Origin of the sequence: Commensalibacter papalotli (ex Servin-Garciduenas et al. 2014) (genome assembly GCF_000527695.1) — a bacterium.
In the GTDB taxonomy this organism is placed as follows: Bacteria; Pseudomonadota; Alphaproteobacteria; order Acetobacterales; family Acetobacteraceae; genus Commensalibacter; species Commensalibacter papalotli.
The window spans coordinates 966,941-990,521 of the sequence record NZ_ATSX01000001.1; the positions used below are offsets into that span (position 1 = coordinate 966,941).

A 23,581-nucleotide genomic window follows, 5' to 3' on the forward strand; every position below is an offset into this window, starting at 1 on the left:
TAAAATCAACCCTACAAATATTCATGTAGGATTGATTGAATATAACCTACAGCTCACACCATATACGCATCAAATTATGATACACATTGGTTAACTCTAAAATCTGTGGGTCATTATCATCCATTCTGGTACGTAACTTAATGATTGTCATATCTAAATCAAAAAGAACTTTCCTTTTATCGGCTTCTTTAATCATCGATTGGGTCCAAAAGAAAGACGCCCAACGACTGCCTTTTGTAATTTTACTTACCGAGTGCAAATTATATGTTGGATAAACAATCATATCCCCTGCAGGCAGTTTAATTGCCTGAGACCCACTGTGATCGTGAATTATTAACTCTCCACCCTCATATTCTTCTGGATCATTTAAAAACAAAGTCGATGATACATCTGTACGAATACGCATATTTGTCCCAGGAATAGGGCGAAGTGCATTATCAACATGATCGGGGAACTCCATCCCCGTATCATATCGGTTAAATAAAGGGGGCACCACACGATAAGGCATAACTGCAGAATTAAAAATAGGATTACGCCCTAAAGCTTTTAAAACAATTTCTCCTAATTCTTTACTTTCAGGAGAAGATTGGTCAATTTGTACATTTTTCTTTACCTGCATCGATTGCTCACCCGCAGTGACTTTTCCATCAACAAACTGAGCTTTTGCAAAGACAGAACGCACATAAGATAATTCTTCTGAGGTCAAAACCTCTGGAATATGAATAATCATGACTTAATCTTCTCCTCTAGAAAAATTGATAATTATTGTGTCATATTCAAACTAAACAAAAATGCTCTACCAGCAGAAGGTGTAACACGATTACTAAATAAAGAATCATAATTTAAACGATTGGTCACATTATACATATTAAACGCAACCTTCCAATGTTCATCAAATTTATGAGAAAGCATTGCATCAATACTCATATTTGCAGGCGCTTTCCCCCTTGGTGCCTGACGTGTATTCACATAACTGAGCCATACATCGCCCCTCCAAGTAATTCCCCCTCCAACTTGTAAATTATAGGGGGTATTCGGTAGAATTTCATACGTTGTCCAAAGTGACCCTTGTTGTGTTGGTACATATTGAACACGAGATCCTTTCATTCCCTTTGTTTGAGAGTCTGTTACCTTACTGTGATATGCAGCAAACCCACCATAAACGTCCCAATGTTTCGTAATATTTCCTGAAATTCCCAGCTCAATCCCCTCGTTATAAACTTGATCGCCTGAGCTGACTACTGAACCATCCAAAGGATCACTAACTAATTGATTGTTTTTTTCAAGTCGAAATAACGACGCCGTTAAACCGAGACGTTTATCCATCAAACTCCATTTTCCACCTAATTCGTATAAACGACTTCTTTCTGGTTTCATGCCCCCTTCGCCATCTTGCATCGGCGCATAAGAGTTAGTTAAATACATTCCAAGAGGTGTGGTCGACAAAGCCCATGTAAAATAATACATTTGGTTATCATCTGGATTGAACATTAAACTTGCGGTGGGATTAACAACATTATTATTCGTTTTCATATTATTTGCGGTAAACGAACTTCCACCTTCAGTATTATATTTTGCTCTCCAATTATCGTATCTTACACCACCTTTGATAGACCATTGTTCGGTAAACCAGATTTGATCATAAATAAATACACCAACATCCCGAGTATTTCCTTTTCTGGAAGCTGGATCACCTGCCCCTGTCGCACCACTGATTGATGTGTTATGAGGATTCCCAGGTAACACAACAATGTTCGTTGGAAGATAAGGGCTTGGATTTAACACATTATTATCTGGGAATGTCTCGGAAAATTCACCGTATTCTCTGCGTTCACTCGCATAGACAACGTCGACACCAGCGGTTAACTGATGTTTAAATTTCCATGTTTCAAAATTAGCAACTGTTGATAGCACATTCTGAAATGACCAAGTATCTTGATTATAAGGCGATGGCCCATCCGTATTCATCATAGCTGCGCCTGGATTATTAGAGAAAAATAATCCACTGCAAGTAGGTCTGCCATTACATCTTGGTCGTGTCACCGCAAAATAACGAGAATAATTTCCATATCTGGTATCATTATGAATAACGATGTCAGGATTAACATCATAAGTTAATCTGCCTGTTAATTGATTATCTTGTGTCTGATCACGATCTATTTCTTTTCTACCATACCAATTACTTCTTCTGACCCCATATTTTGTCATCGGTTTGGCAATACTGTTCCCTGGTTTAATTAATGTAGGAATTCCATAGTCAGGCATACGATCATCTTGTTGATGCATAAACTGTACAACATAGTTTATTTTGTCATTAAACTTAAAGAGAGCAGAAGGTGCTAGTCCCCAACGTTTCGAATAGATATAATCACGGCCAACAACATTGTTACTGTTCCCCACAGCTGTCAGGCGAACAGCTATATGATCATTAATTTCTTTATTTAAATCGATTGTTCCTCGATAATAATCCCCGTTACCTCCCGTGAAATTAACATCATAGCGATCTGTTAACATTGGTTTCTTGGTGATAACATTAATAGCTCCACCCGTCGTTCCGTTTCCGAAAACAGAAGAGGATGGTCCTTTAATCACAACAACACTGTCATAATTAAAACTATCACGGCTATAAACCCCAAAATCTCTTAATCCGTCTTCATAGATATCATTTTGAGCTTGGAATCCCCGAATCAAGAACTGATTTCCAGACATACCACCACGTCCTTCACCCACAGATGACGTGACCCCTGGAACATTTTTTAATGCTTCATCTAAAGATTTTATATTTTGCTCTTGAAGGATTTTTTGAGGCACGACATTGATATTTTGTGGTGTATGCATCACATCCTGAGGCATTAAATCCACGCCTGTATCATGCGTTAAAATATTCGACGTTTTTTTTCCACGCACAAGAATATGCTCATTTGCTTTGGAACTTTCTGTATCTCCGTCTCTTGCTTCTACTTCTTTTTTATCAGTAGAAATATCTTTCGCTAATACTGGGCTGCCAATCAAAGTAACCATCACCGTCGCCAGTGATACTGGTTTAACTATTCTTTTGATACCGTTTTTCTGCATTGCATATTGCTTTATAATATTAAGAATGATTCTTATTAAAGATGTTAATGAGAATAATTATCAATAAGAAAATAAAAAAGCAATAACCTTAATGTATCTTATAAAAAATGTTGTTTATTTATCACAATTCATTATTACAAAGAAATTTATAAGATTTTATTTTATATATAACAATAAGTTAGAAATAACTCTTAAACGTAATACTGTGACATAAGAAATCCTTACATCTATAATAAAAATTAATGAAAAATTGGAAAGCAAGAATACAAGCAAAATTACAAAATAATTTTAAACATTCTTTTGTTATTCATTTTTCGTAATACACAATCGACTATTTCTTCATACTTATGATTTAAAATCACTTATCAAAATAAATTTGTTTTAAACTGAAATTTTCATCAAACTTTATTATACAAAAAAAAGTCATAATATATAATTAAGTAACCACTATATAATGAAGAATAAGGACAAACATGATGAATTACTGGTTAATTAAATCAGAACCTGATGCATTTTCATGGCAAGAACAAATACAAAATAATATTGAGCCTTGGACAGGTATTCGAAATCATCAAGCTAAAAAGAACTTACAATCTATGAAAAATGGAGATTTGACATTTTTTTATCATTCTAATGTTGGTAAAGAGATTGTTGGTATTGTCCGTATTGTCAAAGAGGCATATCCTGACCCCACCGATCCAGATCAAAAATGGTCGTGCGTGGATGTACAAACAGTCTGTTCCGTTCCAACACCTGTGACCTTAAAACAAATCAAAGCAATCCCTGAATTACAAGAAGTCAGCCTGATTAAACAATCACGTCTGTCCGTTATGCCTATTACACCTGAACATTGGAAATTACTATGTAACTTGGGAGGAATTACTCAAGCTGATATAAAAAAATAATAATATTCTTATTTTATTTTATGTCTTATTATAAATCACTTTTTACTTAAAGCCTTTACTGGATTTTATTTATGCCAACAAATGATAACACTGCCCTTGATTACATTCATCTTTATCAACATGATTTACCTGATCATTTAGACCTTGGGTCAATAATAGCTATTGATACAGAAGCAATGGGATTAAATCATTATCGAGATCGTTTGTGTCTGGTACAAATTTCCAGTGGTGATGGTCAAGTTCATTTAGTGCAATTTATTCCTGAATATTTAGGGGGAAAAGGCTTTACTGCGTGTCCTAATCTTAAAAAACTTTTAACCTCCCCTTCTGTAACAAAAATAATGCATTTTGCCAGATTTGATGTGGGTATTTTACAATATGCTTTGGATATCAAACTTTCATCAGTAGTTTGTACTAAAATTGCTGCCAAACTAACAAGAACATTTACAGATAAACACGGTTTAGCTGCTTTATGTAGAGATATTTTAAAAGTTGAGTTATGCAAGCAACAACAAAGCTCTGATTGGGGTGCACCCACCTTAACCCCAGAACAACTGGTCTATGCTGCATCTGATGTCTTATATTTACATCGACTATGGGATGCATTAAAACAACTTTTAATTCGTGAAAACCGCTTAGAACTGGCTCAATCCTGTTTTTCTTTTCTCTCTGCACGTGCAGATCTTGATATTTTAGGATATGAAGAACCTGATATTTTTCAACATCGTAGTTCGTAAAAGATCTATTTGATCCCTGATGATAACTGTTTTATAGTATGAATACTTTATAATTTATCAATTTTTAAGTGTATAATAAATGGAACCTATGTCTATTTGTGATATTCAAAATGCTTGTGATGCTTTGCTTATCGAAAAGCAAGGGATTCAAGAGCTTATTGATGCCTTGCAAAATAATCATGTCCTATCAGAAGCTTTTGATCAAACCGTTCAAACATTATTTACACTCAAAGGGCGCGTTATCTTAACAGGAATTGGTAAATCTGGTCATATTGCAAAAAAAATTCAAGCAACCCTTGCTTCTACTGGAACAGCTTCTTTTTTCGTTCATCCTGCCGAAGCTGCTCATGGCGATCTGGGCATGATACAACCTAGCGACGTCGTTATAGCGATTTCAGCCTCAGGTGAAAGTGCAGAGCTGACCAATATTATTTCACATACAAAACGATTTGATATTTTTTTAATTGCTATGACTACCAACGAGCAATCTACCTTGGCTAAAGCTGCGAATATTGCTATGATACTACCAAAATCTAAAGAAGCATGTCCTTTTGGATTAGCACCTACAACCAGCACTATAATGCAATTAGCCCTTGGTGACGCCCTTGCAATTACATTATTAAAAAAACGCCATTTCACTGCATCCGATTTTGGTATATATCATCCAGGAGGACGTTTGGGCAGCAAGTTAAAAGCTGTACGCGACCTTATGCATACACATCAAGAAATTCCACTGGGTACACCTAACATGCCAATCTTAGAAGCAATTATGGAAATGACCAAAAAAGCCCTTGGATGTATTGGTATTATTTCTGAACAAGGAATATTAATCGGTTTAATTACAGATGGTGATCTTCGCAGGACGCTTGACAAAGATATTCGCAACTTAACAGCTCAGGACGTAATGAATAAAAGCCCCATGACTGTTCATGAAGATATTCTTGCCGCAGAAGCTTTGCGGTTAATGAATAGTAAAAAACATCCCATAACATGTTTATTTGTGATAGACCAAAACCATAAACCCACTGGTGTCTTACATATTCACGATCTTTTACGTGCAGGAATAGCATGACTGACAATAAACAAGATCAGCCAAAAACGACTTCGCAGATTGAAAGAACTGACTTTCAAGCCAAGCAAAAATATTTAAAGCAACGTGCAAGCTCTAATATTACGAGGCGTCAGGTACCCCATGAAAAAGATATTCTGCGTCGTAAAAAAGTAATTAAATGGACAAAATGGGTTTTACCGATCCTTGCGTTGTTTTTATTAGGCTCAATTGCTATTTGGCCAGAGATTGACCGTATGATTAATACGAATAAAGAAGTCGTTAAGCAATTATCTAGAATCAAAGTAGAAAGTGGGACAATGATCGGGGCAACGTTTCACGGCCTTGATTCTTCAGAACGACCTTACACAATTACTTCGAGTAAAGTTATTCAAAAATCCAACAACAGCGATATGATCCGTCTGGCTGATCCAAAAGCTGATATTCTATTACAAAATAATAGTTGGATAATGGTTACAGCTAATAAAGGCATTTATATGCAGCATCTTCAAAACCTCAACCTTTACGAAAATGTTGTTTTATATAGAGACGATGGATTGTTTATGTATAGTGATATTGCTGATATTGCTTTAAAAGATTCAATCGTTACCGCTAATGACTGGATCCATGCCGAAGGTCCTTTTGGTCAACTTGATGCACAAGCTTATTTCTTGGATATGCATACTAATGTTGCTCAATTCAAAGGCCCTGGTCGTTTAATTTTAAATGATGATAAAAATTCTTCTCCTCCTTCGCAACCTTCTAAAACGTCGGAATAATCTCCATGAATACTAAACAAGCTTTATTTTTATCTTTTGCATCTTTAATAGGTATTGGATTATTCCACGTTTCCCCTGTATCAGCTCAAAACATTGATTTGTCTCATGGAGGACAAATCACGGTTACCGCTCTTGGTGGGTTTGACTGGGATCAAAATAATAAATCTGTAACCGCCTATACTCAAGCAAAAGCTGTCAGAGGAAATGTTACTGTTACCGCTGATCGGTTAGTTGCGTTATATCGTAAAAAAGCTGGTTCAGATCAACCTAAACCAGAAGAAAAAGCTCAAGAGAAAACTGGTGACATCACCCAAAAAGATTCTGGTTCTAACGAGATTTATCGTTTAAATGCTTATGGGCATGTACATATTTACACCAATACCGACCAAGCTTGGGGAGATAAAGCCGTTTATGATATTGATCAGGCTACGCTTGTCTTAACAGGTAAGAATATGAAGCTGACGACACCACAAAACTTAATGACAGCCAAAGATGCCATGGAATATCATTCCCAAACCCGTATGTCTGTGGGGCGTGGAGATGCAACTGTTACCAATCTAAAAGATGGTCGTCGTATCACAGCAGATGTGTTAGTTGGATATAGTAAACCCACAGATCAAAAAGATCCCAACGCAAAAAACAAACCGTCTAATAACAATGACGCTGATGATATGAGCAGATCTAGTAAGTTAGAAAAAGTGAATGCTTTTGGTAATGTTGTTGTCAGAACACAAACAGAAACCGTCAGAGGAGATCGGGGTGTTTACGTCCCTGATTCTAGTATTGCTCGGGTTGTGGGTAATGTACATATCACCAGAGGATCTAATCAATTAAATGGTCATGCCGCCATTATTAACATGAAAACAGGTATCGCCCATATGACAGAAGCACCTGGACGACGTGTTCAGGGTCTAGTTGTTCCAAACGAATCTAATAATCAACCTAAATAATCACTACTGCTTTTTATACAAGGTACTATCCTATTATGAATACTGATACTGGTACACCAACCCATAAGAATAATCCTCATTATGTTCCTGGAGAAGGATTAGTCGCCACCAATATTGGCAAAACCTATAAAAAGCGTTCTGTTGTTCAAAATGTTTCTTTGCGTGTTCATCGTGGAGAGGCTGTTGGATTATTAGGACCTAATGGTGCAGGAAAAACAACGAGTTTCTATATGATTGTAGGCCTTGTCCAACCTGATACAGGCTCAATCAAATTGGATGGTGCAGATATTACAAAACTTCCAATGTATCGCAGAGCACGTCTAGGTATCGGTTATCTTCCTCAAGAAGCCAGTATTTTCCGTGGACTTAATGTTGAGCAAAATATTATGGCTGTACTAGAGGTTGTTGAACCTGACTTTCAAAAACGTCAAGAAATTCTAGATGGCTTGCTGGCTGAGTTCGGGATCAGTCATTTACGTCGCTCTCCATCTTTATCTTTATCTGGTGGTGAACGTCGTCGTTTGGAAATCGCAAGAGCATTAGCCAGTGACCCAAATTATATTTTGCTAGATGAACCTTTGGCTGGAATTGACCCAATTGCAGTTGGGGAAATTCGTGACCTTGTTTCCCATCTGAAGGATCGTGGAATTGGGGTATTAATTACAGATCATAATGTTCGTGAAACATTGGAAATTATTGATCGCGCTTATATTATGAATAGTGGTCAATTACTGATGGAAGGCGCTCCGTCCGAAGTTGTTGCTAATGAAGATGTTCGTCGCGTTTATCTTGGTGAAAAATTCTCTATGTAAATCAAGTTATCCCCTTAACTTTTACTGAGTAAGGGGATAACTTGATTTACAAGTTGCGAATAATTTCAATTAATTTTAACTATGCTCTTTTGCTTGTTCTTGAATTCTTTCTCTAGAATTCTCTTTTATAGAATCATAATTTTAAAATATCTTTTTGTATTAAATCATATTATTCAACAAGCCTAATAAAGTCAAAAATGCCTTGATTAGAGAAAAAATGCACTCATTGCAGTCTTTGGACGAAAAACTCCTGCACCCTCCTCTTATCCCACATCTTTATGGATGGAAGCGGTTTTGTGTTGAATTTTTATTTTTTGGCGCTAAAGAAGCACGTTCTTGCCTGTTTGTGGGGTTATTTTTTCTCTCTATTTTTATCGTCCCCAAAAGTGGTATTTGGATTATTCCACGTTATGATGTCTTATTCATTATTGCCATTACAATTCAATTATGGATGGTCTATAGCAAACTAGAAACATTAGATGAATTAAAGGCCGTGATGCTGTTTCATATTGTAGGCTTTGTGTTAGAAGTTTTCAAAACATCTGCCAATATCCAATCATGGAGTTATCCTGATTTTGCTTATACCAAAGTGCTGAATGTTCCCTTATTCTCAGGCTTTATGTATGCAGCTATTGGCAGTTATATCATCCAAGCATGGCGCTTATTTGATCTGAAAATATATCATCATCCCCCTTATATTTTTGCAGTTATTACTTCTTTGTTAATTTATATAAATTTTTTTACTCATCACTATTTTGGTGACTATAGATGGTATATTGCTGCTGGTGTATTGGGGCTTTATGCTCGTACAACCGTTGTCTTTACCCCTTATGACCGTGAAAGGAAAATGCCACTTTTACTCGCATTTATTTTGATTGGTTTTTTTATTTGGCTAGCGGAAAATATTAGTACCTTCTTTGGCATATGGAAATACCCAAATCAAATTACCTCTTGGTCAATGGTACATACAGGAAAATGGAGTTCATGGGCATTGCTAGTCATTATGACATTTACCATTACTGTGTTTTTAAAACATATAAAAAAGACCGTTTATATTCCAAGATAATCTTTTGAAGCTCAATAGTTTATTCTCTTATCTCTGTGAATTCTATTAAATAATATAGTATCGATAATATCTTCGTCATACTTAAAAATCAGTGTTGCACAATGATCAAGACATGAGTAACCTAACTATAAGATATTTATAAAAAAAGATGGAGAGTATTAATGAAGATATCAATTTATGGAAAAAAAATAGAAATACCCGATTGGTTTCGCCAAAAAGTTGAAGAGACATTAGAAAAAACTACACAAAAATATTTTGATAATATTAATGATATTTCTGTTACTTTTAATAAATTACCATCTTCTTACACCTGCCAAATTCATACTCATGCATCTCGTGGTCTTTCTATTCGCAGTGAGGGTTCAGCTACAGAACTACAAATTGCATTTGACAATGCAATAGAGCATATTACAAAACGCTTACGCCGTTATAAAAGCCGTTTACTAGGACGTCGAGGTACAAAAGCTGCCTTCAATAAATTTGTTGAAGGTCGTCAATATGTTATTCGCCCTGACCAAGAAATAGAAGAGCAAGAAAACACACAACAAGAGCAACTGGAACAAGCAATCAAAGAACGTATCATTACAGAAAGAGCTACCGAGATTGACAGCCTTACTGTATATGAAGCGATTATGCATCTTGACCTTTCAGAACGTCCAGTTCTAATGTTTAAAAATTCTGAAAACGACCGTATCAATGTTGTTTATCGCCATACAGATGGCCAAGTCGTCTGGCTTGATTCTGGTATAAGCAACTAAAGCAAAAGGGAGGATTTCATATCCTCCCTTTTGCTTTAACAATATTTGCCTTGTGTTTAATTTACAAAAGAAGGCACCATTTCATGCTGAACAATAGCTGCAAACGCTGTCTTTACGTTATCTGCAACTGCCATTGGGGTTCCATCAGCTGCATGAATAGCAAAAACTTGTTCACCATTAATCATAACAATTTTTACATATGCCATTTGGCTGACACCCAATGCTTTTAATTGCCCGTCTGTCAGATTACGAACATCGATAACATTCTCATCTTCTTTAGCAGCGATTAACTTAGCCTTATCATTTATATCTTGATCATTCATATTTATGACCCTTTCCATCAATGACATCAAAAAAATATAAAACCTTGTGCTTTATCTCTATTTTTCGATCGTTTGAATGTTTCTCTCTAAACCAGAGCGTTCTGTATGATGGGGTTCAGCCAGATGCCCTTTGTAAGCAGGAACTTTGGTATTGGTTTTCTTACGAGAAACTGTATTTTGTGTGATTTCAATACGCCTTACCTTCATTTCTGGTTGAGGACGAGTAATATCGATATGTAAAAGGCCATTATCCAACCAAGCACTCTCGACTTCTATTCCTTCAGCCAATACGAAGGCGCGTTGAAACTGTCTTGCGGCGATCCCTCTGTACAAAAAAACGCGTTCTTGAGTATTATCTTCGCACTGTCTTCCACGAATAACCAACTGGTTATCCTCTTGAGTAATTTGCAGATCTTCCATCATAAACCCAGCAACAGCCAATGTAATACGCAAACTAGAAGAATTAATTTGTTCTATATTATATGGCGGATATCCATCAGACGTAGATTTAGCAGCACGTTCTAAAATTTGTTCCAAATGATCAAATCCCAGGAACATAGGCGACGTAAAAAGCCTTCCTGACATGAAAGCCTCCTCCTTTAATTATGAGCGAGACATGTATTCAAATAAGCCCACTATGGCACTTACCTCAATATATAATATGGGAAAAATAGGTTGTTATGCAAGCATATCTTATAAAATTATGATTTATCATCATGACAAAATATTGTAATATCAACTGTATTATATATATAAAAACGTAACAAACACCTTTTATAACGGCATAAAATTAAACATGAATACTGAAGAAAAAAATTTAGAGCTTTTACCTATTCTGGTTGCAACAGATCCTTTTTTAAGAAAAAAGGCACGACTAGTTGAAGAAAAAGACCTTGAAGAAGTCAGAAAAATCGTTCCTGTCATGTTTAATACTATGTATGATGCACCAGGCATTGGTTTGGCCGCACCTCAGGTAGGAATTGGTTTACGTTTCTTTATTATGGATTTAGCCAAAGAAGGTGACGAGAAAGAACAATATGTTATCCTAAACCCTGAGATTATCGAAGAATCAGAGGACTGTTCAGAAGCCAAAGAAGGATGCTTATCCGTTCCCGAGCAGTTTTCAGAAGTTATTCGTCCAGAGAAAATCAAGCTGCGCTATATGGATCTTGATGGTAAACAACAAGAAATGCAAGCTGACGATTTGTTGGCCAGATGTATTCAACATGAAACCGATCATCTTGATGGTATCTTGTTTATAGATCATCTTTCTTCGTTAAAACGTAATATGATTATGCGTAAGATTATTAAAGACCAAAGAAAAAGCCGTTAATTATATTCAAGGAAAGCCAAAATGCGCATCGCCTTTATGGGGACACCTGATTTTGCGGTTCCTGCTTTACAAGCATTACATCAAGCTGGACACGAGATTGTTGCTGTTTATTGCCAACCTGCTCGCCCTGCTGGTAGAGGACGTAAAATTCGCCCTTGCGCAGTACAACAAGCAGCCGAGCAATTAAATATTTCAGTTTATTCTCCTACAATACTGAAAAATCAACCCGAAGAATTTGAACGTTTTGCTTCTTTTGATCTTGATATAGCAATTGTGGCTGCATACGGCCTTATCCTTCCTTCTGAGATGCTTAATATACCGAGGTTAGGCTGCCTGAATATTCATGCCAGCCTTTTACCACGTTGGCGTGGAGCCTCTCCTATTCAAAGTTCTATCTGGGCTGGAGATACCCAGACTGGGGTTAGCATCATGAAAATGGATGTTGGATTAGATACTGGAGACGTTTATAAGGAAGAAATTCTACCTATTACGCATCAAACAACCGCTCAATCATTGCATGATGATTTATCTCAACTCGGTGGAAAATTAATCCTTCAAACTTTAAACGCTCTTGCTGATAATCCCTCTTTATCCCCCCATCCACAATCAGAAGAAGGGGTAATATATGCTCGTCAGCTCAACAAACAAGATGGTAAAATTAACTGGGCTTTAACAGCCAAGGAAATAGACCAACAAATCCGTGCTTTAACGCCTTGGCCTGGAACTTTTACATTACTTGATGGGAACTTGCTGAAAATAACCAAAGCTGCAATCAGCACAGAAAAAAACACAAACACCCCAGGTTCTACTCTCGTATCTTCTAATGCGTTATTAGTAACTTGTGGGGATCATCACACTATAGAACTCTTAGAAGTCCAACTGGCTGGCAAAAAAGCCATGTCCGTACAAGATTTCCTTAGGGGTAATTCTATCAATTCTAAAGCTATACTGGGCTAGTTGATTATGGATATTCAAAGATGGGCCGTCAAAATTGAATATGACGGCACAGGACTGGTAGGTTGGCAACGTCAAAAAAAAGGCCTTTCCATTCAGCAAGTTTTGGAAGAAGCTGCGGAAAAAATCTGCAATAATCAATATAAGATCAACTCTATTACCGCGGGACGCACCGATTCTGGTGTGCATGCAATGGGACAAGTCGCCCATTTGGATTTTCCAGCGCACCTTCCCTTGACTGCAAAGAAAATATGCGATGGGTTAAATCATTATATGAAACCCCATGCCATTGCAATTTTACAAGCTGGTCAAGTCGATTTACAATGGAGTGCCAGGTTTACAGCTGTCCAACGTAAATATCGTTATGTCATTCTTAATCGTCTCAGCAGACCTGCACTGAATACGAATTACGTCTGGCATGTACGTAAACCACTAGATGTCGACAAAATGGTTCGAGCCGCACAATATCTATTAGGACAACATGATTTTACATCTTTTCGTGCCACAGCTTGCCAAGCAAACTCACCTATTCGTAAACTAGATCGTTTCGATATTTATAAAAAAGATGATTATATATACTTTGAACCTGAAGCTCGCTCTTTCTTGCACCATCAGGTAAGGAATATGGTTGGCACCCTTAAAATGATTGGTGACGGCTATTGGCCAGAAGAGCAAGCATTCACTATTTTACAAGCCAAAGATCGCAAGGCCGCAGGAATCAACGCCCCTGCGACAGGATTATTTTTAACCGAGGTTATTTATCCAACAGATCCATTTATTGAGCAGATTTAGCTTGATGTTGCATTTGTTGTTGTAAATCATGTGCCATTTGCATCATGTATGGATAGTTATGCATCATAAATATACCATAAATAACCATACTTGCCGTGATTAATGTTACAACAATCACAGCAGATCTGGCCGCAGTGGTTTGTAAGCCAACCTTAATAACAAACCAATTTAACCAAAGACTATATGCCAAATATAAAATGCTGGCCAATCCAAGTAAAGCCATCAAAATATTAGGAGAACCTGAAAATAATAAGCCAACGATCATGAAAAACAAAATACAATCGAGAATTGGCACCCAAAAACACCATAATACGGCAACAGTCGTTTGTTTCCAATAATCTTCGTGTTTCCACAAAACAGCAAAAGCATGAATAATCGCAACAGTTATCAATAACGAACAAATTTTAACTAGGAAAATAGATACACTGATATAAACCGCATGTGTGTCTTTGAATTTCATCATCAAAAGTGGTAAAAGATTTCCAACAACTGCCAACGCGATCCATGGGGCTAACGCACTTAATACAGAATCTGAGCTGTTAGAAAATTCGTGAATACCCTCACGCTTTCCTCTTCCTAACATAAACATTCCACGAATAGTACTTTTCACTTTTACCCTCTTTATAGTTTATAGCTCAGATTATTCTTTAAATAACGCTTCTATCACATTTTGATAAATCGTGGTTAACTGATTTAAATCCAGAATGGAAACTGCCTCATTTACTTTGTGCATCGTTTGTCCGACCAGACCAAATTCTGCAACAGCACAATATTGAGAAATAAAACGTGCATCAGAAGTACCTCCACCTGTATCAAGACGTGGTTTTACCTGATTAACTTGATGAATCGCTTCACAAAGAGCCCTGACTTCTTCACCAGGCTCAGTTAAAAATGCCTCACCAGAAATGGCAACATCAATCTTACAATACTCTGCAACACGGTGACATTGTGTGGCAATCCAACCTTTCAAGGCTGTGCCACTATGTAAATTATTAAAGCGAATATTTATACGAGCTGTTGCAGTACCTGGAATTAAATTCGTAACCACATTTCCAACATCAATAGAGGTTACTTGTACAGATGAAGGTTGAAACCATTCGTTCCCATTATCTAACACAGGTTGTGTTAATGAGGTCAAAATCGTCATTAATTTATGAATAGGATTATCAGCCAAATGAGGATAAGCCACATGCCCTTGAGTGCCCTCGACCTCAATCACCGCGTTCAAACTGCCTCTTCGGCCAATTTTAATAATATCTCCAAGAACCTGTGCAGAAGTAGGCTCTCCAACCAAGCAAAAATCCGGAATATGATTATGCTTTTGCATCCATTCCAAGACTTTTACCGTGCCGTTAATGCCAGGACCTTCTTCATCCCCAGTGATAAGAAAGCTCAAAGATCCTGAAAATTCAGAATGACCCTCAAGGAAATTTTCAACAGCCGATATAAAAGCAGCAATACCACCTTTCATATCACAAGCCCCACGGCCATAAATCACACCGTCTTTAAGCTCTGCTGAGAAAGGATCACTATCCCAATTATTCTTTCCAGCTGGCACAACGTCTGTATGACCTGCAAAACAAAAATGAGGATGGCCTGAGCCTAACCTTGCAAAGAAATTCAAAATCCGATGTTCGCCTTCGCCAAATGGAAGGTCAAAGATTTCAAATCCTATTTTTTGTAATCGTGCCTTTAAAATATCTTGGGCACCAGCATCATGTGGGGTAACCGATGGACAACGAATTAACTCTTGTAACAGAGAAACTGGATCGCTCATTGAATAGTCACCCCTTCTATATTTTGTAAATTAGCTTCTTAGTAAATCATTAATAGATGTTTTAGAGCGTGTGCGTTCATCAACACGTTTAATAATCACAGCACAAGCCAATCCTGGCAATGGATTACCTTGTTCACTGGTGGCTTGTTTAGGAGGCAATGTGCCAGGTACAACCACAGAATATGCAGGAACACGTCCCATAAATACTTCGCCTGTATTACGATCAATAATCTTGGTAGATGCACCCAAGAATACACCCATGGACAAGACACTACCTTTTTCTACAACCACACCTTCTGCAACTTCACAGCGTGCGCCAATAAAACAATCATCTTCAATAATGACTGGGGCTGCTTGTAAAGGTTCTAAAACCCCTCCAATACCAACACCACCACTGATATGACAGTTTTTACCAATTTGCGCACAGCTGCCAATAGTTACCCAAGTATCAACCATAGTACCGCTGTCAACATACGCACCTACATTGACAAAACTGGGCATTAAAATAACATTTGGTGCAATAAATGCTGAACGGCGTACAATAGAACCAGGAACTGCACGGAAACCTGCTGTCGCAAAATCCGCATCACTCCAATTTGCAAATTTTAATGCAACTTTATCATAAGCAGGAACGCCTGCCTCACTTTTCATGCCATAATTATCATATAAACGAAAAGACAATAGTACAGCCTTTTTAAGCCACTCATTAATCGTCCAACCACTAACACCAGGAGTTGCTACGCGTAGTTCCCCTGCATCCAACATTGATAATGCTTTTTCCACAGCATCACGTGCTGAACCAGAGGTTGATGGGGAAATATTAGTACGATCTTCCCATAATTTTTCAATTTCTGCTTGTAACATCGAATGATCAGTCATTTGTATTTCCCTCTTTCTTAAATCAATACTTAAATAATTTTATGAACGATTAGCACGAATTAAAGTGCCTGACCCGCCCTCAGTAAATAATTCTAATAAACAGGCATGCGGAACACGCCCATCCATAATCACGGCGGCCTGAGCACCTGTTTTCACAGCTTCTAAACATGTTTCAATCTTTGGAATCATACCCCCTGTGATCACACCTGTAGCAATCGCCTCTTTAGCTTCTTCCTCAGTTAACTCAGAGATTAAATTCCCATCTTTATCCAAAACACCAGGCACATCCGTCAGCATAAATAATCTAGATGCACGCACGGCACCTGCAATAGCACCGGCAGCAATGTCAGCGTTAATGTTATAGGTCTGTCCTTGTTTATCCATCCCAATAGGTGCCACCACAGGGATAAGGCCAGAACCAGATAACGCATATAAAACTCTAGGATCAATACGCACAGGCTCCCCTACTAATCCAAGATCAATAGCCCGTTCTCTTTTTAATGAATCATCCCAAACATGCTTAACCAGCTTGTGTGCTTCAATTAAGCCACCGTCTTTTCCTGATATACCAACTGCCAAAGCCCCTGCTTGATTGATCAAAGTTGCAACTTGTTTGTTCACTGTGCCAGCCAAAACCATTTCAATAACATCAATAATTGCAGCATTTGTCACTCGTAGCCCATCAACAAATGTTGTTTCAACGTCCATGCGTTCCAACATAGCATTAATTTGTGGACCACCTCCATGAACGATAATTGGATTGATGCCTACTTGTTTTAACAAAGCAATATCATTTCCAAATGCGTTGGACAGGCCATTATCAACCATTGCATGACCACCATATTTTACAACAATAGTATCCCCTGTATATCGTCGCAAATAAGGCAAAGCTCTTGCTAAAACGCTGGCCTGTTCGTGAGCCTCTTTTGCAGCCTTTTTTACAGAATCTAATGATTTTCGGTTGGTCATAACTTTACAATCCTGATCGTTCTAATAGAACTTAGTTCTTAGTAATTAAACGTGCTAAATCCGCACGCAAATCCTCAATACCAATATTTTTTTGACTGCTGGTCACACGAATAAAAGGATATGCCGCAGTATGTTCTTTAATGACGTCTAAGATTTCGCCTTGTTTCTTATCTAATTGCGCTGCAGATAACTGATCTGCTTTTGTTAAAACAACTTGAAAAGTAACCGCAGCACGATCTAATAAATCCATAATATTATGATCGCTTTGTTTCAACTCTATCCGTGCATCTAGCAACAACATTACCCGTAACAAAGTCGGTCTGCCTCTTAAAAAAGCAAACATCATTTTCTGCCAGTCACTTTTAACATCTTTTGAGGCTTTGGCGTAACCATAACCTGGCATATCAACAAAAACGAGCTGATTACCAATATTAAAGAAGTTTAACTGTTTTGTACGCCCTGGTTCAGAAGATGCTCTGGCCAGCATCTTACGTCCAGTAATCGCATTAATTAAAGTTGATTTTCCAACATTTGAACGGCCAGCGAAAGCAACCTCGGGTAAAGTTGCTGGCTCTAATTGGTTTAATCGTTGAGCACCAAAAAAGAATTTGGATTCTTGGGCGAAGAGAAGTCGCCCAGCCTCTAACTTTGCTTGATGCTCTAAATCATCAGCAGATGGTGGTAATAACTCGGCCACAATTTATCCTTTTGCCTTTTTAAAAGATGCTTTTTTAGCTTTAGCTTCCATACGCTTTTGAATCACCAACTGTTGTAATGCGGTTAATGTATTATTCCAACTATAGTAAATCACCAAACCTGCTGGTTGTGTAGCCAAAACAACCGTAAAAATAAATGGCATAAACTGGAACATTTTCTTTTGAACTGGATCCAATACCGCAGGGTTTAACTTTTGTTGCAAGAACATTGTAAAACCAAAAATCAAAGGCCAGATACCAACATGCAAAAATGGTGAAATCGTCGATGGATCAAATGGTATTAATCCAAATAAATTTAAAATATTCGTCGGATCAGGAGCAGACAGATCATGAATCCAACCAAAGAAAGGTGCATGACGCATTTCAATTGTTACATACAAATCTTTATACAAACACCAAAAAATTGGAATTTGAAGTAAGATTGGTAAACAACCACTGGCAGGATTAACGCCTTGCTCTTTATAAAGACGCATCATTTGTTGATTCATCAACTGTTGATCATCTTTATAAGTTTCGCGAATTTCTTTCATTTTAGGCTGTAAAGCCTTCATTTTACCCATTGAATGAAATTGCTTTGAAGCCAAAGGATAAAACACAGCTTTAACAATCAAGGTAAAGGTTAACAAAGCTAACCCAAAATTACCCCAAAAATTATTCAACCAATCCAAAACAATAAAAATAGGATACGTTAAAAACGCGAACCAACCGAAATCAACCGCCTTCCAAAAATCAGGAATATGATATTGTTTTTCATATTGGTTTAAAAGTTCAACAACCTTAGCCCCAGAAAATACATGTCCAAAAGTTGAAACAGTTTCACCTGGTGCAGCAACCATTGGTTGACGTGAGGTAAAACCAACTTGATATGTTCCTTTTTCAACACCACCGGTGTTGATATTCTCAGACTGATCAGCATCTGGTGTAAAACCATAAACAACACTAACATTTTTATCTTGTTGAGGAACGATAGCCGTTAACCAATATTTATCAGTTATACCAGCCCAACCACCAGTTGTATTCTTGCTCCAAGAAATATCAGAAGGTGCTTTTGAATCTTTACGAATCGTTTCATAAGAGTATTGTTCAAGACGCTGATCAACAATCCCAATCGGGCCATCATGTACTAAGTAACCGTTTAACTCTTTTGGTGTAAAGCCACGACTTACACGGCCAAAAAAGAAAACAGAAACAGGTTTATCTGATGAATTAACGACTTTTTGTTCAAACTTGAACATATAATTTTTATCAATTGAAATCGTTTTTTCAAACTTTACCCCTTGCCCGTTATCCCATGTCATGGTGACAGGCTGTTCAGGGGTTAATTCTTTTTGATCAGTTTTCCAAACCGAATTGATATCAGGAAGTTTTGTTGTATCATGATCGGCATTGACCCAACCTGTTTGCACATAATTTGCATCTTTGGATTTAGGGCCAGAAAGTACACGAACAAGTGGTGAATCTTTTTTAATCGTTTCACGATAGTTTTTTAAAACCAAATCATCTAATAAAGCACCTCTTAAATTAAGAGAACCCTTTACCTGATTTGCATTAATAGGAACCCTGATATCTGGCCCTGTTTCTGCAACTTCTTGATTTGATGATGATTCAACTTTTTGCGTTGAAAGCGGCGTTTGCTCTTGTTTCACCTGTTGTGTTGTGTTGTGTGTTTCTTCTTTTTTTGGGGTAAAATACTCAAATGCAAAAAGAAGAAAAACAGAAAGCAAAGTCGCCAGAAAAAAGCGCTTGTTATCCATTCAAAGCCAGCCAATCATTCATTGAATTTAAAAAAATATCGCCTTATTTTTTAGGGGGAACAGGATCATCCCCACCCAAATTCCAAGGATTACACCGTAAAATACGCCATCCACCCATCATGATTCCTTTAAAAACACCATGTGTTTGAATAGCTTTTTGGGCATAATGACTACAAGATGGGTTAAAACGGCAATGATGCCCAAGTAATGGCCGTAAAGTCAGCTGATAAAGATAAATCAAACCAATAAAAATTCGTTTCATTTATTTATTCAATATAACCCCAGCTTTATACAAAGCCCAACGAAAATCTTTTACAATTGCTTGGTATGGTTTTTCAAAGGTATTTTTACGACCTATCATCACCATATCAATGCCTTGAAAAGAATTTTTTTGCGCTAATTCTTGCATAACCCCTCGCAACCTTCTTTTTACTCGGTTACGAACAACGGAATTTCCAACTTTTTTAGTAACGGTAAACCCTACTCTACCTGCTTCGCAATCATTTCTATGTAATAATTGCAAGACAACACTAGATGTAGGGACTTTCTGACCGTTTGCAGCTACATTTAAAAATTGTACCCGCTTTTTTAAACGCAAGACAGGCTGGAGCTTGTTACCTATATCAGTCACAAACCATACTCGCTTTAACGCCAAACGCCATTAAGCTGAAAGACGTTTACGTCCTTTTGCTCTACGGTTGGTAATTACTTTACGTCCACCAACAGTAGCCATACGTGCACGGAAACCATGACGATGTTTACGAACAATTTTTGAAGGTTGATATGTACGCTTCACGAAATCTCTCCTTTAAAGCCTTCTGAAAACAAATAAATATTATAAATTGCATTCAGACTTAACAAATAATTATAGTCCTAAAGACGTGGTTATAATCTGAATATAGAAAATCGTCAATCTAAGTCCATAGGCAGAATTGCTTTTTTATGCTATTTAAGGAAAATAATTTGTTTTCCAAAGGATTTTTTCATAGATGGCAAGCTCTCTGCCCAAACCATTACAGAAAAAAAGATTTTTTCGCTACTTTATCGGAATAAGTTCAGGAATCCTTTTATGTGTTTTAACATTTTCTCTATATGATGCAACCCTTCCTTTATGGTGCATATTTGTCCTAATGGGTCTATATATTACTACTGTAACCACCTTGATAATCACTGGGTATCAAAGAAAACTTGCAAAAATAGAAACACAACATGCCTCACAACTCTCTATTTTACGACATGACGTCAAAGGCATATTATCACCAGCTCTTTTGATGGCTGACCGTATCTTGTTAAATAAAACAGCTGATGAAAAAACATTACAATCAGCAGAATCTATTGCACAATCTATTGAAAAAGTTGCGGAATACTTAAAAGAGACAAAAAATAAATCTATTTAGTTAATTTATAACTCTGCTCTAATAATAAAATAATTTCATCATCTGAAGCACTGCCATTCAATAGAATACTGACCCAGTGTTCACGATTCATATGATAAGCAGGAAAAATATAAGGCTTAAGTTGCAGAAAATAAGAAGATTCTGGGTTAACTTTGACATTCAAAATATCAACATGATCTTTAGATTTTAAACCCAGTCGATCTCCTGACACGTTCATGACTAAGCCATACCATTTTTTATTGCCTTGATGCCTTAAAACAACATATTCAGAAAATCTTAGCCATGGATAATCAGGAATGGTTTTAAAATTTTCTTTGGCATACGCAAGCAAATCTTGTCTATTCATAATTATCCATGAAATCTTATTTGTAAGTATCGGTTTGTATTAGCTCAATCTTATATCCATCTGGGTCTTCGACAAAAGCAATCACTGTCGTTCCAAACTTTACTGGACCAGGTTCTCTGGTTACTTTTCCACCTAATTTACGAACTGCTTCTACTACAGCATTAATATCATCAACGCCCAAGGCTAAATGTCCAAAACCTGTGCCCATATCATAGGGCACATCATGTCCCCAATTATAAGTCAATTCGATTTCAGCTTCACCAGCAGCATTATCGTCAAATCCAACATAAATCAGTGTATATTTACCCTCTGGGACTTCTTTACGACGAATTTCTCTCATTCCAAGAGATTGATAAAAAGCTAAACTTTTATCTAAATTGTGAACTCGAATCATTGTATGAAGATAAGTTGCCATTTTGTTTCTCTTTCATTTTATATATTTTTGTTTGAATGTATCTGGATTATAACTTAACAGAAATATTCCTTTTTCATCAGCCAAACGAACGACCTCTTCTTGATGCACAATTAACGTACCTCCTGCCTCAAACGCTATTCCTCTTAAGCCTGACTCATATGCACCAATGACCGTGCGTGGACCAATTGTCGGCATATCCGCACGTCTTTCTTGATCAGGTTTAACTTGTTTAATTAAAATAGCACCTAAACCAGGTTGCTGACAATCCTTGGCTCTTTTTAACATAGAATCCGTTCCCTCCATCGCTTCAACAGCAATGACCAAGCCATTTTGGACTATGCACCCCTGCCCGATATCTAAACGACCCAAGACTTGATTAACTTCTATTCCTTTATCAATATCATGCAAGCTTTGAGAATCAGGTTGTATTTTTCCAAAAACACCCTCAATCACAGGATCTAGAAACTCATGCGCACCACGAACCTTAAAGCCTTCTTCATCAAACACACGAACCAACGCAGCTAATAAACCATCATCCCCTGCAAATAACGCTTTACCTATGCGGGCAAGGATTTTTGCCCCCTCTGCATCTGGTCGTAAATCACGCCAAGATGGACGTTTGACTGGGCCGATTAACACAATATCTTCACAATGATTTTCACGAAGCGCAGCAAGAATACGCCCAGCCGCAGCCAATCTTACATATTCATGAGGCCATTTTTCAATAATTTGCGGTTCTGCAAAATCCTGAAACCCAACAATAAATACAGAACGTCCCATAGCAAAAACAGCCTCTGCAACTTTACCTGGCAGAGGCCCTCCCCCAGCTAAAATTCCAACGGCTGTTTTGTTTTCCATTAATTGGCTTTGCATTTAAATGATTATTTATCCCTCTTTTTCTGAAGAGGAAATTGAACGTCCTACTTTTACCAATCCTCTACGGCTGGGCTGCTCAATAAAATCAATAATTTCTTGAACACGATCTATATGTCCAAATTTATCTTTTACATTTTGTAAACGTTCTTCAAAAACGCCACATAATTCTTCATCTTTAGGAAATAAAGCGCGGTATACGTTTCTTAAAATATGAATTTCTGAGCTTTGAACACCATTACGCTTCAGCCATATCCAATGCATTCCTACTAAACGCGCCCTATTTCCAAGCACACTACCATAAGGAATAACATCTGATTCAACTCCAGTCACACCACCAACCAAAGCTGCTTTACCAATTCTAACAAATTGATGAATAGCCGCAGACCCCATTACTCTGGCATCATCATCAATATGAACATGTCCACCTAATACAACATTATTGACAATAATAACACGGTCACCAATATAACAATCATGAGCAATATGCGCATTAACCATTATTAAACAATCAGAACCAATCGTAGTAATCCCATTTCCTGAAGTCGTACCACGATGAATCGTTACTTGTTCACGAACTACTGTTCTACTGCCAATCACACAACGCGTTGGCTCACCTTTATATTTTAAATCTTGTGGAGCCAATCCTATGGTTGAAAATGGATAATACACAGAATCTTTACCCAATGTAGTATGACCATCAACAATTACATTAGCAATTAACTTGACACCATCTTCAATAATAACATCTGCACCTACTGAACACCATGGGCCAATACAAACCCCACGACCTATTTTAGCTCCAGAAGCAATAATCGCAGATGGATGAATTTCGCTATTACTGACAGTAGCGTTTGAAATATCTACCAGAATTTCCTCCATCTTTTAATTTTTTTTGATGTCATTTGTGCTTTACCAAATAA

29 protein-coding genes are annotated in these 23,581 nt (G+C 37.3%); 12 read left to right on the forward strand and 17 right to left on the reverse strand.

The features are described 5' to 3' along the window. Positions 1-46: 46 nt before the first annotated feature. Together COMX_RS04390 and COMX_RS04395 are read right to left on the reverse strand one after the other, a co-directional pair. Positions 47-730, reverse strand: a complete 684-nt coding sequence (locus COMX_RS04390; RefSeq protein ID WP_034337448.1) for a Fe2+-dependent dioxygenase — start codon at positions 728-730, stop codon at positions 47-49. A gap of 32 nt (positions 731-762) precedes the next feature. Next, entirely contained in the window at positions 763-3,075 is a 2,313-nt protein-coding gene (locus tag COMX_RS04395) for a TonB-dependent receptor (RefSeq protein WP_034337450.1), read from the reverse strand. Between the two features lie 476 nt (positions 3,076-3,551). Between COMX_RS04395 and COMX_RS04400 the strand changes: the two genes are divergently transcribed. From COMX_RS04400 to hpf, 8 genes are all read left to right on the forward strand, one after another. After that, positions 3,552-3,980: an EVE domain-containing protein gene (locus COMX_RS04400; RefSeq protein ID WP_034337453.1), complete on the forward strand. Its 429-nt coding sequence runs from the start codon at positions 3,552-3,554 to the stop codon at positions 3,978-3,980. Between the two features lie 71 nt (positions 3,981-4,051). After that, positions 4,052-4,717 (forward strand): ribonuclease D, encoded by a 666-nt coding sequence (locus COMX_RS04405; RefSeq protein WP_034337456.1) that lies wholly within the window; start codon positions 4,052-4,054, stop codon positions 4,715-4,717. A gap of 79 nt (positions 4,718-4,796) precedes the next feature. After that, positions 4,797-5,789 (forward strand): KpsF/GutQ family sugar-phosphate isomerase, encoded by a 993-nt coding sequence (locus COMX_RS04410; RefSeq protein ID WP_034337458.1) that lies wholly within the window; start codon positions 4,797-4,799, stop codon positions 5,787-5,789. Continuing rightward, positions 5,786-6,544, forward strand: a complete 759-nt coding sequence (lptC, locus tag COMX_RS04415) for an LPS export ABC transporter periplasmic protein LptC (protein ID WP_034337460.1) — start codon at positions 5,786-5,788, stop codon at positions 6,542-6,544. Before COMX_RS04410 ends, lptC begins: the two co-directional genes overlap by 4 nt. Positions 6,545-6,549: 5 nt before the next feature. Beyond that, complete coding sequence (locus tag COMX_RS04420) at positions 6,550-7,494, forward strand: LptA/OstA family protein (protein WP_034337463.1); 945 nt, start codon at positions 6,550-6,552, stop codon at positions 7,492-7,494. A 35-nt stretch (positions 7,495-7,529) separates the two neighbouring features. Continuing rightward, positions 7,530-8,306 (forward strand): LPS export ABC transporter ATP-binding protein, encoded by a 777-nt coding sequence (gene lptB / locus COMX_RS04425; RefSeq protein WP_051461863.1) that lies wholly within the window; start codon positions 7,530-7,532, stop codon positions 8,304-8,306. A 217-nt stretch (positions 8,307-8,523) separates the two neighbouring features. Continuing rightward, positions 8,524-9,372 carry a DUF817 domain-containing protein gene (locus tag COMX_RS04430; protein WP_034337469.1) on the forward strand — a complete coding sequence of 283 codons (849 nt, stop codon included), beginning with the start codon at positions 8,524-8,526 and terminating at the stop codon, positions 9,370-9,372. Positions 9,373-9,533: 161 nt separating this feature from the next. Then, on the forward strand, positions 9,534-10,130 hold the full coding sequence (gene hpf, locus COMX_RS04435; protein WP_034337471.1) for a ribosome hibernation-promoting factor, HPF/YfiA family: 597 nt from the start codon (positions 9,534-9,536) through the stop codon (positions 10,128-10,130). Positions 10,131-10,186: 56 nt separating this feature from the next. Here the strand turns inward: hpf and COMX_RS04440 are convergent, their stop codons facing one another. After that, positions 10,187-10,453, reverse strand: coding sequence for a DUF1150 family protein (locus COMX_RS04440; protein WP_051461864.1), 267 nt, complete (start codon positions 10,451-10,453; stop codon positions 10,187-10,189). A gap of 57 nt (positions 10,454-10,510) precedes the next feature. Beyond that, positions 10,511-11,038: an Hsp20 family protein gene (locus COMX_RS04445; RefSeq protein ID WP_051461865.1), complete on the reverse strand. Its 528-nt coding sequence runs from the start codon at positions 11,036-11,038 to the stop codon at positions 10,511-10,513. 211 nt (positions 11,039-11,249) lie between these two features. On the opposite strand from COMX_RS04445, the gene def reads away from it, so the two are divergent. The 3 genes from def to truA are packed head-to-tail and all read left to right on the forward strand — an operon-like array spanning position 11,250 to position 13,532. Then, on the forward strand, positions 11,250-11,786 hold the full coding sequence (def, locus tag COMX_RS04450; RefSeq protein ID WP_034337473.1) for a peptide deformylase: 537 nt from the start codon (positions 11,250-11,252) through the stop codon (positions 11,784-11,786). Positions 11,787-11,807: 21 nt separating this feature from the next. Next, positions 11,808-12,743, forward strand: a complete 936-nt coding sequence (gene fmt, locus COMX_RS04455) for a methionyl-tRNA formyltransferase (RefSeq protein WP_034337476.1) — start codon at positions 11,808-11,810, stop codon at positions 12,741-12,743. 6 nt (positions 12,744-12,749) lie between these two features. Then, positions 12,750-13,532, forward strand: coding sequence for a tRNA pseudouridine(38-40) synthase TruA (gene truA / locus COMX_RS04460; protein ID WP_034337479.1), 783 nt, complete (start codon positions 12,750-12,752; stop codon positions 13,530-13,532). On the opposite strand, the gene COMX_RS10630 is transcribed toward truA, so the two are convergent. The 9 genes from COMX_RS10630 to rpmH are packed head-to-tail and all read right to left on the reverse strand — an operon-like array spanning position 13,516 to position 20,423. After that, positions 13,516-14,142, reverse strand: coding sequence for a hypothetical protein (locus tag COMX_RS10630; protein WP_051461866.1), 627 nt, complete (start codon positions 14,140-14,142; stop codon positions 13,516-13,518). The genes truA and COMX_RS10630 overlap by 17 nt on opposite strands. Positions 14,143-14,172: 30 nt before the next feature. Next, positions 14,173-15,309, reverse strand: coding sequence for a succinyl-diaminopimelate desuccinylase (dapE, locus tag COMX_RS04470; protein WP_034337482.1), 1,137 nt, complete (start codon positions 15,307-15,309; stop codon positions 14,173-14,175). 30 nt (positions 15,310-15,339) lie between these two features. Then, a complete protein-coding gene (gene dapD, locus COMX_RS04475; protein WP_034337483.1) occupies positions 15,340-16,188 on the reverse strand; it encodes a 2,3,4,5-tetrahydropyridine-2,6-dicarboxylate N-succinyltransferase in 849 nt (282 codons plus the stop codon). Between the two features lie 39 nt (positions 16,189-16,227). Then, on the reverse strand, positions 16,228-17,157 hold the full coding sequence (gene argB, locus COMX_RS04480) for an acetylglutamate kinase (RefSeq protein ID WP_034337485.1): 930 nt from the start codon (positions 17,155-17,157) through the stop codon (positions 16,228-16,230). 31 nt (positions 17,158-17,188) lie between these two features. Next, on the reverse strand, positions 17,189-17,854 hold the full coding sequence (gene yihA, locus COMX_RS04485; RefSeq protein WP_034337488.1) for a ribosome biogenesis GTP-binding protein YihA/YsxC: 666 nt from the start codon (positions 17,852-17,854) through the stop codon (positions 17,189-17,191). Positions 17,855-17,857: 3 nt separating this feature from the next. Continuing rightward, the gene (yidC, locus tag COMX_RS04490; protein WP_034337492.1) at positions 17,858-19,627 is read right to left on the reverse strand and encodes a membrane protein insertase YidC; all 1,770 of its coding nucleotides are present in this window, start codon (positions 19,625-19,627) and stop codon (positions 17,858-17,860) included. A gap of 43 nt (positions 19,628-19,670) precedes the next feature. Continuing rightward, positions 19,671-19,889, reverse strand: a complete 219-nt coding sequence (yidD, locus tag COMX_RS04495) for a membrane protein insertion efficiency factor YidD (RefSeq protein WP_034337494.1) — start codon at positions 19,887-19,889, stop codon at positions 19,671-19,673. Beyond that, a complete protein-coding gene (rnpA, locus tag COMX_RS04500) occupies positions 19,890-20,258 on the reverse strand; it encodes a ribonuclease P protein component (RefSeq protein ID WP_235176756.1) in 369 nt (122 codons plus the stop codon). It lies immediately after the preceding gene. Between the two features lie 30 nt (positions 20,259-20,288). Further along, positions 20,289-20,423, reverse strand: coding sequence for a 50S ribosomal protein L34 (rpmH, locus tag COMX_RS04505; protein WP_034337496.1), 135 nt, complete (start codon positions 20,421-20,423; stop codon positions 20,289-20,291). 193 nt (positions 20,424-20,616) lie between these two features. On the opposite strand from rpmH, the gene COMX_RS04510 reads away from it, so the two are divergent. Then, positions 20,617-21,024, forward strand: coding sequence for a hypothetical protein (locus tag COMX_RS04510; protein WP_034337499.1), 408 nt, complete (start codon positions 20,617-20,619; stop codon positions 21,022-21,024). On the opposite strand, the gene COMX_RS04515 is transcribed toward COMX_RS04510, so the two are convergent. The 4 genes from COMX_RS04515 to lpxA are packed head-to-tail and all read right to left on the reverse strand — an operon-like array spanning position 21,017 to position 23,540. Beyond that, a complete protein-coding gene (locus COMX_RS04515; protein WP_034337501.1) occupies positions 21,017-21,370 on the reverse strand; it encodes an MmcQ/YjbR family DNA-binding protein in 354 nt (117 codons plus the stop codon). The two genes, COMX_RS04510 and COMX_RS04515, sit on opposite strands and share 8 nt — an antisense overlap. Before the next feature lie 16 nt (positions 21,371-21,386). Next, positions 21,387-21,785 carry a lactoylglutathione lyase gene (gene gloA, locus COMX_RS04520; RefSeq protein WP_034337504.1) on the reverse strand — a complete coding sequence of 133 codons (399 nt, stop codon included), beginning with the start codon at positions 21,783-21,785 and terminating at the stop codon, positions 21,387-21,389. 12 nt (positions 21,786-21,797) lie between these two features. After that, a complete protein-coding gene (locus COMX_RS04525; RefSeq protein ID WP_152534186.1) occupies positions 21,798-22,643 on the reverse strand; it encodes an LpxI family protein in 846 nt (281 codons plus the stop codon). A gap of 27 nt (positions 22,644-22,670) precedes the next feature. Further along, the gene (lpxA, locus tag COMX_RS04530) at positions 22,671-23,540 is read right to left on the reverse strand and encodes an acyl-ACP--UDP-N-acetylglucosamine O-acyltransferase (protein ID WP_051461867.1); all 870 of its coding nucleotides are present in this window, start codon (positions 23,538-23,540) and stop codon (positions 22,671-22,673) included. Between the last annotated feature and the right edge of the window lie 41 nt (positions 23,541-23,581).